The following is a 12,579-nucleotide window of genomic DNA, read 5'->3' on the forward strand; positions in this document are numbered from 1 at the left end:
GCCGGGTGCGTTAGCCGCGCCGCGTCTGCCGATAAGCTTGCCGTGAAGTCTAACGCCGCAGCGGCCGGCCCTGGGGTCATGGGGGCTTGCCCGGGTGGCAAAAACCCGGGCACCTTAAAATCGCCGCTTAGCCCCACCCAGCACAAAGCCATTCTTATGTCCCAGCGTCGCCTTTTCGTCACCACCGCCCTGCCCTACGCCAATGGCAATTTCCACGTCGGCCACATCATGGAGTACATCCAGGCCGACATCTGGGTGCGTTTCCAGCGCATGCAGGGCAATGACGTGAACTTTGTGGGCGCCGACGACGCCCATGGCGCGCCCATCATGATCGCCGCCGACAAGGCCGGCAAAACACCGCAGCAGTTTGTGGCCGACATTGCCGCCGGCCGCAAGCCTTACCTGGACGGTTTTCACATCAGTTTTGACAACTGGCACTCGACCGACGGGCCGGAAAACCATCAACTGGCGCAGCAGATCTACCTGGACCTCAAAAAGGCCGGGCTGATCGCGACCAAAACCATTGAACAGTTCTTTGACCCGGAAAAGAACATGTTTTTGCCGGACCGCTTCATCAAGGGCCAATGTCCCAAATGCGGCGCCAAGGACCAATACGGCGACAACTGCGAGGTCTGCGGGGCGGTTTACGCACCAACCGACCTGATCAACCCATTCTCGGCGCTGACCGGCGCCACGCCGGTGCTCAAAAGCTCGGAACACTTTTTCTTCCAGTTGTCCGACCCGCGCTGCGTGGAGTTTCTCGAAAAGTGGACGCAGGATGGCAAGCTGCAGCCTGAAGTCGCCAACAAGGTCAAGGAATGGTTCAGCGTCCGCACCAACCCCGACGGCAGCACCAGCGAAGGCCTGGGCGATTGGGACATCAGCCGCGACGCACCTTATTTCGGCATTGAAATTCCGGACGCACCGGGCAAGTATTTTTATGTCTGGCTGGACGCACCGGTCGGTTACCTGGCCTCGCTGAAAAATCTGCTGGACAAACGCGGCCAGAGTTATGAGGCCTACATGGACCCGGTCACCTTGCCGGCGCTGGAGCAGTACCACTTCATCGGCAAGGACATCGTCACCTTCCATACCTTGTTCTGGCCGGCGATGCTGCATTTCAGCGGCCGCAAGACACCGGACAACATCTTTGTGCACGGCTTTTTGACCGTCAACAACGGCGAGAAGATGAGCAAAAGCCGCGGCACCGGCCTGGACCCGCTCAAGTACCTGAGCCTGGGAATGAACCCCGAATGGCTGCGTTATTACCTGGCCGCCAAGCTCAATGCACGCAATGAAGACATCGATTTCAACGCCGACGACTTCATGGCCCGCGTCAACAGCGACCTGGTCGGCAAGTTCATCAACATCGCCAGCCGCGCCGCCGGGTTTATCGCCAAACGTTTTGCCGGCCAACTGGGCGAAGTCTCCACCGATGGCACGGCCTTGCTGGAAATTCTGCGCGCGCAAAAGGACAACATCCAGCAGCTGTATGAGGCCCGCGAATACGCCAAGGCCCAGCGCGAAGTCATGTTGCTGGCCGACCAGGTCAACGCCTATGTGGACCAGAACAAACCCTGGGAACTGGCCAAAAAAGAAGGCATGGAAGCGCGCCTGCATGATGTCTGCACCGTGTGTATCGAAGCCTTCCGCCTGCTCTCGCTCTACCTCAAACCGGTCTTGCCCGCGCTGGCCGCACAGGTGGAAGACTTCCTGAAAATCAGCCCGCTGACGTTTGCGGATGCCACCGGCAGCCTGGGCCAGGGCCATGTGATCGGCGACTACAAACATTTGATGCAACGTGTCGACCCCAAGCAGCTTGAAGCATTGTTTGAGGCTCCAGCCCAGCCTGCATCTGCGCAAGCAGCTATTGAAAAAATAGCGCCTGGCGGTGAAGCGATTGCGCCCACCATCACGATTGACGACTTCGCCAAGATCGACCTGCGTATTGCAAGCATCGTCAACTGCGAAGCCGTGGAAGGTTCGACCAAGTTGTTGCGCCTGACGCTGGATGTCGGTGAAGGCAAGACGCGCAATGTCTTCAGCGGCATTGCATCAAGCTACCAACCCGAAGACCTGATCGGCAAACACACGGTGCTGGTCGCCAACCTGGCACCGCGCAAGATGAAGTTCGGCATCAGCGAAGGCATGGTGCTGGCCGCCAGCCATGGCGACGAAAAAGCCCAGCCCGGCATTTATGTGCTGGAACCCACAGCGGGCGCCCAGCCCGGCATGCGCGTCCGTTAGGCTACGCACGGGCCTGCGCGAGCGTTAAGGCTCGCGGGGCCGTGCCCTATCTTCCGCCGCCATCTTCAGCAACCACGCACGAAAGATCGTGAGCTCAGGCATCGTGCTGCGCTGTGGCAGGGTGCACAGGAAGTAGCCGCGCGGCAACTCGATAGGCAGATCGAACGGAGCGACCAGTCGCCCCGACTCCAGCACCTCGCGCACCAGGCAGCGCTGCACCAGCGCGACACCGATGTTTGCGATCGCCGCCTGGATCAGGATCGACACCTGGTCGAAAGCGTTGGCCAGATTGGGCTGCGGGTCCGCAACGCCGGCGGCGTGCAGCCAGTGCGCCCAGTTACCGGGCGCCGTCGAGTGGTAGAGAAGTGGCTCCTGCGACAACTCGGCGGGGGAACGCCAGGCACGGCCCGCAGCGCGGTCTGGATGACAGACGGGCACCATCTCCCGACCAATCACGTAGCTGCAGTCCCAGCCCGGCCACTGGTCGGAGCCCGTGCCGGCCAGCAATGCCGCATCGGGCGCCGTGCCCGAGAAGTCCTCGTCCTTCCGGTAGGGCACAAAGCGTAGCTGGATATCCGGATGGCGGCGCTGAAAGTCGGGTATCCGCGGCACCAGCCATGTGCTGGCGAGCGTCGGCACCGCTGACAGTACCAGTTCGCCCTTGCGCCGGCCGCGTGCCAGCCCGGCGCTGGCGTGTTCTATCGCCGCCAGCGGCTCCTCGACCGCCTGCAGCAAAGTATTCCCCGCGTCGGTCAACACCAGCTTATGCGCGTTGCGCTGCACCAGGGCCTGCCCAAAGTGCGACTCGAGCCGCGCCACCGCGCGGCTGACCGCCCCCTGGGTGACGCACAACTGTCCGGCCGCGCGGGTAAAGCTGCCGGTACGCGCTGCCGCGACGAAGGCATGCAGTTCGGACATCGACGGGGAATGGAGTCGCATGGCAACAATGAACGCAGGTAATGCTGGAGTGCCGGATTGTCGCTTGTGTCGCTCCGACAATGCCCATAGGCTTGCTCTTTTCCCTCTTCCCCCACCCGTTCCTAGAAATTCGCCATGAAGCACATCGAACTTTCCCGCTGCAGTCGCCGCCTCGCCCTCCTGGCCGCCGCCATCGCCCTGGCCGGCACCGCCCAGGCCCAGACCGCTTACCCCGACCGGCCCGTGAAACTGGTCGTGCCTTTTGCGCCGGGTGGCTCGACCGACCTGGCAGCCCGCCTGATCGCCGAATTTGCCGGCCGCGAGCTGGGCCAGCCCATCATCGTGGAAAACCGCGCCGGCGCGGGCGGCTCCCTGGGCATGGAGATGGTGGCCAAGGCCAAGGCCGACGGTTACACCCTGGGCATGGCCACGGTCAGCACCCACGGCAGCAACCCGGCGGTTTACGCCGGCAAGCTCAAATACGACCCGGTGAAAGATTTCGCGCCGGTGACCAATGTGGCCACCACCCCCAGCGTGTTTGCCGTCAACCCCAAGATTCCGGCCAACGACATGCGGCAATTTATTGCGCTGGCCCAGGCCAACCCCGGCAAATACAGCTTTGCCACGCCCGGCACCGGCTCGTTAGGCCATGCCAACATCGAACACTTCGCGTCGCTGGCAAAAATCAAGCTGCTGCATGTGCCCTACAAAGGTGGCGGCCTGGCCATGAACGATGCCCTGGCCGGCCAGGTGGACGCCATCACCGACAATCTGCCCTCGGCCCTGCCCCACATCAAGGCTGGCCGCCTGCGCGCCCTGGCCGTGTTGTCCGAAACACGCTCGCCGGCCCTGCCCGACGTGCCGACTTATGGCGAACTGGGCCTGCCCCAGATGGGCGGCGGCGGCTGGTTTGGCATCGTGGCTCCGGCCGGAACCCCGACCGCCGTCATCACCCGCCTCAACCAGGCGATTCACAAAGCCATGAAACAGCCTGAGTTCCTCAAGAAACTCGAAGAATCGGGCGCCACACCGATTCCCGGCACGCCGGCCGAGTTCAGCAAACAGATCCAGCAAGCCATGGAGCGTTACCAGCGTGTGGCCCAGGTGGCCAAGATCCAGATCGACTGATCGCACCATGACAGCTCCTATCCACGCTTTCACCCTGTCCGGCCCCGAAGCGCCGGCCCTGCCCCTGGTCTGCGATTCGCCGCACAGTGGCACCCACTACCCCGACGACTTCGCCCATGTCGTGCCGCGCGCCTTGCTGCGGCGCGGCGAGGACACCCATGTCGAGGCGCTTTGGCGCGCCGCGCCGGCGGTGGGGGCCACCCTGCTGGCCGCGCATTTTCCGCGTACCTACATCGACGCCAACCGCACGCTGGACGACATCGACCCGGCCCTGCTGGCCGAACCCTGGCCCGCAGCGGTTGCGCCCAGCGAAAAAAGTCGCCTGGGTTTCGGCCTAATCTGGCGCCAGATGGGCGCCGACCTGCCGATTTACGATCGCAAGCTGAGTGTGGCCGAGGTCCAAAACCGCATCCAGCGTTATTACCAGCCCTACCACGCGGCCCTGGCCGAGGCGATTGAACGAAGTGTGCAACGCTTCGGTGGCGTCTGGCACCTGAACCTGCACTCCATGCCCAACAACGCTTTCGAGCGCCTGCAGATCCAGAGCCCAGAGCCGCTCGCCGACTTTGTGCTTGGCGACCGCGACGGCACCACTTGCGAACCGGAATTTATCGCGCTGGTGGAGCAGCAGTTACGTGCACGGGGCTACAGCGTGGCCCGCAACCACCCCTACAAAGGGGTGCAGCTGATCGCCAAAATCGGCCAGCCGGCGAAAAACCGGCACAGCCTGCAGGTGGAAATCCGCCGCCCGGTCTACATGGACGAGGTCACGCGCGAGCGGAATGCCAACTTCGCCGTGGTGCAAAGGGATCTGACAGAGGTTCTGCAGGCCATCGCGGCCTACCTGCGCGAGCGCAGCAGCGCTGCGCTGGCCGGCTGACGCGGCCTTCAGCTCACAAAACGCAAGGCCTTGCCGCGCTTGGCCGCCAGTTCGCTGACCGCGGTTTCCAGCACCTGCAACAACAGCCCCACCCCCTGGGCCTGGAACGGGGTGGCCGCCACGGCCACCTTGAGCTGCAGCACGGTTCCGGGCGGCAGCAGCTCACTCGGGGCCAGCCCGCGCGCGATCAGCCGCTGACCGAGGTCTGCCACCTGGTCGTGCGCCACGCGGCCTTCCAGGATCACGACGAAATCGCCGTCGCGGTGGCGCGCCACCGTGTCGCCCTCACGCACCACATGGGTGATGCAGGCGCCCGCGTGAACCAGCGCCATCTGCGCCACCTGCAGGCCGTGATCGGCGCGAATCTCCTGGATATTGCCGATACGCACACGTATCACCACGCCGGCTTCGGGGTCACGCTGCTGGTGACGCAACAGCTGCTCCAGCCGCGTCAGCATCACCCGGTGGTTGGCGGTGCCGGTCAGCGGGTCCACCCGGGACAAGGCGCCGACACGGACCTGGTTGTCACGCCGTTCGCGGTTGCGTAGATACAGGGCCATCAGCAGCAGCGGGATCTCGATGGCCGCGCCTATCTGCACACCATACTGGGTCATGAAGGACTGCGGCACCAACTGCATGTTGCGCAAGATCGGATAAATCGAACCGACCAGCAGCACCACGATACCGGCCAGCAGCCACACGCCGACCCGCGGCAGGCGCCAGGCATACCAGAGCGACACCCCCAGGTAAATCCCCAAACTCGCCAGGTAATACGGACCGCTGAGAACAAACACCGGATCGCGCCCCAGCAGCAGGAGACTCGCAGCCAGCACGCCGCCGACCACCGCCATGGCCAGCATCAGGTGGGTGACCCAGCGGGCACCACGTTCGACAACCAGCTCGCGCAGGAAAAGATGGCTCAGCGCCGCGCCAACCATAGGCAAGACCTTGGCCGCGGCATCGTTCCACCAGGCGTTGTCGGGCCAGAAATACTCGCCGGCCAGCCCGGTGATGGAGAACTGGACCAGGGCGACCACCGCGACATAGACGGCAAAGTAAAAATGAATCGGGTCGCGCCACGAATATGCGTTGACGCAGCAAAAGACCATCACCAGCGCCACCAGCCCCATGTAGACCCCCAGCAGCAGGTGCCAGCGTTTGCTGGACTCCTGGAAGTCGCGCATATTCCACACGGTCCAGCGCACATTGGTGGGGTGGCTGTGCTGCACCCGCAGGTAGCTGGGCCCGACCTCCTGGGGCTGCTGCACAAACTCAAACGCCGGGTGCAAATAACGCAGCGGCCACTGCGCCACGGCCATGGCATCGCCCGACTGTTCGACGCGCCAGTGGCCGCCCTCCAGTGGCCGGTAAAAATCCACCCGGTTCATGCCGGGGTGCGGCACGGCCAGCACCCGCAAGGTCGGCCCACTCACCGGGGGCAAGGCCAGGTGGTACCACACGGCCACGTCGCCGCCCGTCGGCATGATGCGGTCGGCTTGCGCGGGCCGGCCGTCGCCGCGCTCGAAGCGCTGCCGAATCTCGTCAGGCGTCTGTGCGCCGGACACGTCAATCAGGACCTGGGCCGCACCCTGCGGGCCCAGCCAGGGTTCACTGGAGGCCGCCGCCAGCGGGCCAGCAGCCAAGGCCAGCACGGCCAGGCCGATGGCGCTGCACCCCTGCCCCATCCGCCGGGAGATGGCCTTGACCTGCCCAAGAAGCAAGGTCCAGCGGCTGATAAAAAGTGGCATAAGCAAGGTGGCAGCGGCTTAAGATAGTAGCCAGGGACAGATGTTGAGTCACTTACGACTTGTTCTTTCAAGCCTGACTGCACTTTAACAAGGGACACCCGGTCTGACCATCCCATAGTTGAAGGAGGCGGTGCCCCGATTTTTTCCGATGAACCTACCTGCTTACCTCGCCCCCTTTCGCCCCCGCCTGCTGTCGGCCCTGAAGGGCTACACGCGGGACCGTTTCACCAAGGACCTGGGCGCCGGCCTGACCGTGGGCATTGTGGCCTTGCCGCTGGCCATGGCGTTTGCGATTGCGTCGGGTCTCACGCCCCAGGCCGGCATCTGGACCGCCATCATTGCCGGCGCGCTGATTGCCCTGCTGGGCGGCTCGGCGGTGCAAATCGGCGGACCGGCGGGCGCCTTCATCGTGATCGTCTACGGCATCGTCGAACAATACGGCTTGCCGAATCTGTTGATCTCCACCGCCTGCGCCGGGGTCTTGCTGTTTTTGCTGGGCCTGCTCAAGCTGGGCACCTTGGTGCGTTATGTGCCGGTCAGCATCGTGGTGGGGTTTACCAATGGCATTGCCGTGTTGATTGCGCTGTCGCAGCTCAAGGATGTGCTGGGCCTGCAGATCGCCAAGATGCCGGCTGATTTTTTCTCGCAGATCAAGGCCATCAGCACCCACCTGGACACTGCCAACGCCTATGCTTTAGGCCTGGGCCTGGCGTGTTTCCTGGGCCTGATCGTCTGGCCGCGGCTGTTTGCGCCGCGAACGACAGCCGGTGACGGCCTCGCCGCGCGCCTGGTCAAGCGGGTGCAGGCCATGGAAGGCTTGCAACTGTTGCGCGCCACCCGGGTCGCCTCGCGCGTGCCGGGGCCCATCGTGGCGCTGATCTCGCTGACGGCATTTGCCTACGTCCTGAGCCTGCCGGTGGAAACCATAGGTTCGCGTTTTGGCGGCATTCCGCGCGCGCTGCCGCCTTTTGCCTTGCCGGATTTTTCCTGGGACACGGTGCGCCTGCTGTTTGCGCCCACCCTGACGATTGCCATGCTGGGCGCGGTGGAGTCGCTGCTCTGCGCGCGGGTGGCCGACCAGCTCTCGGGCCTGCCCAAACACGATCCCAACCAGGAGTTGATGGCACAAGGCATAGCCAATTTTGTCGTGCCCTTTTTCGGCGGCATGCCGGCCACCGGCACGATAGCCCGCACCGTGACCAATGTGCGCGCCGGCGCCAGCTCGCCCGTGGCCGGCCTGGTGCATGCACTGATGCTGGTGGTGATTGTGCTGGCCGCCGCGCCGCTGGCCGTGCATGTGCCGCTGGCCGTGCTGGCCGGCATTTTGTTGTACGTGGCCTGGAACATGGGCGAGTGGCGCGAGTTTGTGCACCTGCGCCAGTACAGCAACCACTACCGGCTGCTGATGCTGGGTACGTTTTTCCTGACCGTGGTGTTCGACCTGACCGTGGCGCTGCAGGTCGGCCTGCTGCTGGCTTGTGTGTTGTTTGTGCGGCGCATGAGTTCGCTGTTCCAGGTGGTGGAGACGGCGCGCAGCGACGAGGCCGTCAACTTCCAGCTCTATGGCTCGCTGTTTTTCGGTGCGGTGGCCAAGATTGATCCGATTTTGTCGGTGGTCGAAAGTTCGCCGCGCGGCCTGCAGGTCCGGCTGGACGCCCAGTCGCTGCAGTCGCTGGACGCCTCGGGGCTGGACGTCTTGGGCCAGCTCTACAAGGCGGTGGTGCTGCGGGGCGGCCGCCTGGTCATCTCGGGGCTGAACGCCCAGCCGCGCCGTGTGATGGAACGCTCGGGGTTTTTGGCGAAAATCGAAGAACCCTGATTCGCTATCAAAAGCAGAGCTGCTTGCGCCCGTCTCTCCTGGGCTGGAGGCCTTTTTCGCTTATAAAACGCAGGCCAGTCCTCTTGAAACTCAGCTGACGTTGCCGTTCACGCCCGCAGCGCGTTCGTCCAGCACCGAGCCGGTGCGCAACACCTTCAGGTCTTTGTCGAACTCGACCCGAAAAATCCGCGGCGTGTTCGGGCCGTCGCTGTAGCGCCACTCGTAATGCGTCTCCTGCTTGAGCGCCATCGGCGTGATTTTCATGGGTTTGCCCAGCATCTTGCGCACCTGCTCCATGGGCATGCCGGGCAGGACCAGCGCAAAGTTTTGCGGCGTCAGGACCTGGCGCAGCGCACTCATCTTGCCGTCCGCGCCTATGGTGATCATGTAGTTGACCTGGCCTTCGGGCTGGCGGTTGTATTCGAAGGTGCGGGCACCGGGCTGGGCCGCCACGCCGGGAAAGGGGTTGCCAGCCAGATCGCTCGCCTGCCAGATTTTTTCGGGCTCGCCGAAACGTGTGCGCACATCGGCTTCGGTGGCCACACCTTCTTCCAGCGCCGCGATACGCTGATTGTCACAAGCCACCAGCCCCAGCAACACCGAGAGCATTCCCATGTGAAGCATCCACTTCTTAAAAATCAAGGTGGCCGGTGCCGCTTTCCCCCGGAAAGCGAAAAAAGGCAGGTGCATGGCGGTCCCCGGTAAAATCAGCCAAATCAACGTTTCAGGCAGTTTAATCTCATGTCCATTTTCGCCCGGCCGCACTACACCTCAGACGTGACCCAGTTCATTGACGAACTCAAAGCGAAAAAACCCACGCTGGAGGCCGAACAACGCCAGGGCCGCGCCCTGCTGTGGGACAAAAAGCTGAACGCCTCGGAACAGGCCGACTACCTGGACGCCCGCGTGGAGCAGCAGCCCTACGTCTACGGCACCAGCGGCCACCCGAACAGCAAATAGGCCCAAAGCGAGCCTCAAGCAAGCATCAAAAAGGCCTCCAGCCCTTGCTGGACAAGCGCAAAAAGCTACACTTTTAATAGCGACCGCGCCGGCCACTGCAAGCCCCATGTCCACCCTCACCGAACTGCCCCCCTCGCCGTCCGGACCAGGCCTGCCCGCCAACGTGTTGGCCTTGCCCGGCATGCCGGGGGTGATCGACCAGGTGGCGCTGGCCCGGCTCTATGGCGAGCCGCTGTTTGCGATGCCACAGGATTTGTACATCCCGCCGGATGCGCTGCAGGTGTTTCTGGAGGCCTTCGAGGGGCCGCTGGACTTGCTGCTTTACCTGATCCGCAAGCAGAACTTCAACATCCTCGACATCCCCATGGCCGCGGTGACGCGCCAGTACCTGGTTTATGTCGATGAAATCCGCTCCACCAACCTGGAGCTGGCCGCCGAATACCTGTTGATGGCCGCCATGCTGATCGAGATCAAGTCGCGCATGTTGCTGCCGCCCAAGAAAACAGCGGAAGGCCAGGAGGCCGAAGACCCACGCGCCGAACTGGTGCGGCGCCTGCTGGAGTACGAACAGATCAAGCTGGCCGCGCACAAGCTCAACGAAATTCCGCAATTCGGCCGCGACTTTTTACGCGCCCAGGTGTATGTGGAGCAGTCGCTGCAGCCGCGCTTCCCGGATGTGCATGTGGTGGATCTGCAGGAAGCCTGGGCCGACATCGTCAAACGCGCTCGGCTGGTGCAACACCATGTGATCTCCAGAGAAGAACTCTCGGTGCGTGAACACATGAGCATCGTGCTGCGCAAGCTGCAAGGCCAGAAGTTTGTCGAGTTTGAACACCTGTTTGATGCGAGCCGCGGCATGCCGGTGCTGGTGGTCACCTTCATCGCCCTGCTCGAGCTGTGCAAGGAAGGCCTGCTCGATGTGACCCAGGCCGAGGCCTACGCGCCGATCTACGTGCGCCTGGCCTACACCCCCGCCTGAGGATATGGCCCCCACGCTTGCCGCTTCGCGTGCTGCGCTGCCCCCCGAGGGGGCTGTCCCGCCTAAGGGCGGCTTGGCGGCGGGACCGGCCCCCACACTTGCCGCTTCGCGTGCTGCGCTGCCCCCCGAGGGGGCTGTCCCGCCTAAGGGCGGCCTGTCGGCGGGACCGGCCCCCACGCCGGCCCAGGCTTACACCTACGACGCCGTGATTGTCGGCAGCGGTCTGGCCGGGCTGAGCACGGCACTCAAGCTGCTGGAAGACCGGGCGGGCACGCCTTTTCGTATTGCCCTGCTGACCAAGGGCGCCCTCAGCGACGGCTCCAGCGGCTGGGCCCAGGGCGGCATTGCCGCCGTGCTGGCGGACGGCGAAGCCGGCGACAGTTTTGCAGCGCACATCCACGACACCCAGGTGGCTGGCGCCTGGCTGTCCGATGCGGCGGCGACCACCCAGGTGGTGGCCGGCGCGCCGGCGGCGATTGCCTGGCTGCAGGCGCAAGGTGTGGTGTTCACGCAGGAGCCCGGCGCCGGCCAAACACCCGCGTTACACCTGACGCGTGAAGGCGGTCACAGCCACCGGCGTATCGTGCACGCCACCGACGCCACCGGCGCCGCCGTGCAACAAGCGCTGATCGCCGCCGTGTTGGCCCATCCGGCGATTGACGTGTTTGAACACCACATGTTGGTCGACCTGATCGTGCACCAGGACACGACCACAGGCCTGGCGCGTTGCGTCGGCCTGTACGCGCTGGACAGCCGCCCTGACGGCGTCGGGACTGTCCACACCTTTGCCGCGCGCCACACCTTGCTGGCCACCGGCGGCGCCGGCAAGGTTTACCTCTACACCAGCAACCCCGACACCGCCACCGGCGACGGCATCGCCGCCGCCTGGCGCGCCGGCTGCCGCATCGGCAACATGGAGTTCATCCAGTTCCACCCGACCTGCCTGTCCCACCCCGAGGCCAAGTCCTTCTTGATCAGCGAAGCGCTGCGCGGTGAAGGCGGCATTTTGCGCCTGCCGGCATCGGTAGGCGGCGCGCGTTTCATGCCGGCGCACGACGAACGCGCCGAACTGGCGCCACGCGACGTGGTCGCCCGCGCGATTGACTTTGAGATGAAAAAACACGGCGTGGATTGTGTTTACCTGGACATCTCGCACAAGGGCGAAGCTTTTGTGCGCGAACACTTCCCGACCATTCACGCGCGTTGCCTGGCACTGGGCATAGACATCGCGCGCCAGCCGATTCCCGTGGTGCCGGCGGCCCACTACACCTGCGGCGGTGTGTTGACCGACCTGGCCGGCCGCACCGACATCGCCAACCTCTACGCCGCCGGCGAAACCGCCTACACCGGCCTGCACGGCGCCAACCGGCTCGCCAGCAACTCGCTGGTCGAATGTGTGGTGTTTGCCCAGCAGGTCGCAGACGCTATCAAATCAGTAGCTTCCCGCGCCCATTCCGAAAGGGCTGGAGGCCAAAATGATGCACAAGTATCACTGCCGGCCTGGGATACCAGCCAGGTGACCGACGCCGACGAGCAGGTGGTGATTGCCCACAATTGGGAAGAATTGCGCCGCCTGATGTGGAATTACGTGGGCATAGTCCGCACCAACAAACGACTCGAACGTGCGGCACACCGCATCGCCTTGCTGCAGGCGGAAATCCAGGAGTTTTACGCCAACTTTTATGTCACGCGGGATTTGCTGGAGTTGCGCAACCTGGTGCAGGTGGCCGAACTGATCGTGCGTTCTGCCCAGGCACGCCACGAAAGCCGCGGCCTGCATTTCAGCCGCGACTACCCGCAGACCGATGCAGTGGCTGTGCCGACCGTGCTGGTGCCGGCGGGGCGTGTGGCGGACTGATCCACCGGCTGGCGGGTGGTGGGTGGCCGCTTCGGACAGGCC

At 64.1% G+C, this 12,579-nt stretch carries 10 protein-coding genes; 7 read left to right on the plus strand and 3 right to left on the minus strand.

Going from position 1 to position 12,579, the window contains the following annotated elements; genetic code table 11:
- Nucleotides 1–156: 156 nt before the first annotated feature.
- The gene (gene metG, locus R6254_RS07280) at nucleotides 157–2,247 is read left to right on the plus strand and encodes a methionine--tRNA ligase (protein ID WP_318405591.1); all 2,091 of its coding nucleotides are present in this window, start codon (nucleotides 157–159) and stop codon (nucleotides 2,245–2,247) included.
- A 24-nt stretch (nucleotides 2,248–2,271) separates the two neighbouring features.
- On the opposite strand, the gene R6254_RS07285 is transcribed toward metG, so the two are convergent.
- The gene (locus tag R6254_RS07285; protein ID WP_318405593.1) at nucleotides 2,272–3,186 is read right to left on the minus strand and encodes a LysR substrate-binding domain-containing protein; all 915 of its coding nucleotides are present in this window, start codon (nucleotides 3,184–3,186) and stop codon (nucleotides 2,272–2,274) included.
- 114 nt (nucleotides 3,187–3,300) lie between these two features.
- On the opposite strand from R6254_RS07285, the gene R6254_RS07290 reads away from it, so the two are divergent.
- Nucleotides 3,301–4,293 (plus strand): tripartite tricarboxylate transporter substrate binding protein BugE, encoded by a 993-nt coding sequence (locus R6254_RS07290; RefSeq protein ID WP_318405594.1) that lies wholly within the window; start codon nucleotides 3,301–3,303, stop codon nucleotides 4,291–4,293.
- Nucleotides 4,294–4,300: 7 nt separating this feature from the next.
- A complete protein-coding gene (locus tag R6254_RS07295; protein WP_318405596.1) occupies nucleotides 4,301–5,173 on the plus strand; it encodes an N-formylglutamate amidohydrolase in 873 nt (290 codons plus the stop codon).
- Between the two features lie 8 nt (nucleotides 5,174–5,181).
- On the opposite strand, the gene R6254_RS07300 is transcribed toward R6254_RS07295, so the two are convergent.
- Entirely contained in the window at nucleotides 5,182–6,921 is a 1,740-nt protein-coding gene (locus tag R6254_RS07300; protein ID WP_318406075.1) for a sensor domain-containing diguanylate cyclase, read from the minus strand.
- A 148-nt stretch (nucleotides 6,922–7,069) separates the two neighbouring features.
- Between R6254_RS07300 and R6254_RS07305 the strand changes: the two genes are divergently transcribed.
- Nucleotides 7,070–8,740 carry a SulP family inorganic anion transporter gene (locus R6254_RS07305; protein ID WP_318405597.1) on the plus strand — a complete coding sequence of 557 codons (1,671 nt, stop codon included), beginning with the start codon at nucleotides 7,070–7,072 and terminating at the stop codon, nucleotides 8,738–8,740.
- A 90-nt stretch (nucleotides 8,741–8,830) separates the two neighbouring features.
- On the opposite strand, the gene bamE is transcribed toward R6254_RS07305, so the two are convergent.
- Complete coding sequence (gene bamE / locus R6254_RS07310) at nucleotides 8,831–9,355, minus strand: outer membrane protein assembly factor BamE domain-containing protein (RefSeq protein ID WP_318405598.1); 525 nt, start codon at nucleotides 9,353–9,355, stop codon at nucleotides 8,831–8,833.
- A 126-nt stretch (nucleotides 9,356–9,481) separates the two neighbouring features.
- Between bamE and R6254_RS07315 the strand changes: the two genes are divergently transcribed.
- The 3 genes from R6254_RS07315 to nadB all read left to right on the plus strand — a co-directional run bounded on the left by R6254_RS07315 (nucleotide 9,482) and on the right by nadB (nucleotide 12,537).
- Nucleotides 9,482–9,700, plus strand: a complete 219-nt coding sequence (locus tag R6254_RS07315) for a DUF3460 family protein (RefSeq protein ID WP_318405600.1) — start codon at nucleotides 9,482–9,484, stop codon at nucleotides 9,698–9,700.
- Nucleotides 9,701–9,806: 106 nt separating this feature from the next.
- On the plus strand, nucleotides 9,807–10,679 hold the full coding sequence (locus R6254_RS07320) for a segregation and condensation protein A (protein ID WP_412103127.1): 873 nt from the start codon (nucleotides 9,807–9,809) through the stop codon (nucleotides 10,677–10,679).
- A 4-nt stretch (nucleotides 10,680–10,683) separates the two neighbouring features.
- The gene (gene nadB, locus R6254_RS07325) at nucleotides 10,684–12,537 is read left to right on the plus strand and encodes an L-aspartate oxidase (RefSeq protein WP_318405602.1); all 1,854 of its coding nucleotides are present in this window, start codon (nucleotides 10,684–10,686) and stop codon (nucleotides 12,535–12,537) included.
- Nucleotides 12,538–12,579: the final 42 nt, after the last annotated feature.

The organism is Polaromonas potterensis (assembly GCF_033446725.1).
GTDB lineage: Bacteria > Pseudomonadota > Gammaproteobacteria > Burkholderiales > Burkholderiaceae_C > Polaromonas.

What these genes read in the sequence shown, in the direction of transcription:
- R6254_RS07295 (WP_318405596.1), top strand. Translation starts at nt 4,301, where the DNA reads ATGACAGCTCCTATCCACGCTTTCACCCTGTCCGGCCCCGAAGCGCCG.
- R6254_RS07285 (WP_318405593.1), bottom strand. Translation starts at nt 3,186, where the DNA reads ATGCGACTCCATTCCCCGTCGATGTCCGAACTGCATGCCTTCGTCGCG.
- bamE (WP_318405598.1), bottom strand. Translation starts at nt 9,355, where the DNA reads ATGGGAATGCTCTCGGTGTTGCTGGGGCTGGTGGCTTGTGACAATCAG.
- R6254_RS07320 (WP_412103127.1), top strand. Translation starts at nt 9,807, where the DNA reads ATGTCCACCCTCACCGAACTGCCCCCCTCGCCGTCCGGACCAGGCCTG.
- R6254_RS07305 (WP_318405597.1), top strand. Translation starts at nt 7,070, where the DNA reads ATGAACCTACCTGCTTACCTCGCCCCCTTTCGCCCCCGCCTGCTGTCG.
- metG (WP_318405591.1), top strand. Translation starts at nt 157, where the DNA reads ATGTCCCAGCGTCGCCTTTTCGTCACCACCGCCCTGCCCTACGCCAAT.
- R6254_RS07290 (WP_318405594.1), top strand. Translation starts at nt 3,301, where the DNA reads ATGAAGCACATCGAACTTTCCCGCTGCAGTCGCCGCCTCGCCCTCCTG.
- R6254_RS07300 (WP_318406075.1), bottom strand. Translation starts at nt 6,921, where the DNA reads ATGCCACTTTTTATCAGCCGCTGGACCTTGCTTCTTGGGCAGGTCAAG.
- R6254_RS07315 (WP_318405600.1), top strand. Translation starts at nt 9,482, where the DNA reads ATGTCCATTTTCGCCCGGCCGCACTACACCTCAGACGTGACCCAGTTC.
- nadB (WP_318405602.1), top strand. Translation starts at nt 10,684, where the DNA reads ATGGCCCCCACGCTTGCCGCTTCGCGTGCTGCGCTGCCCCCCGAGGGG.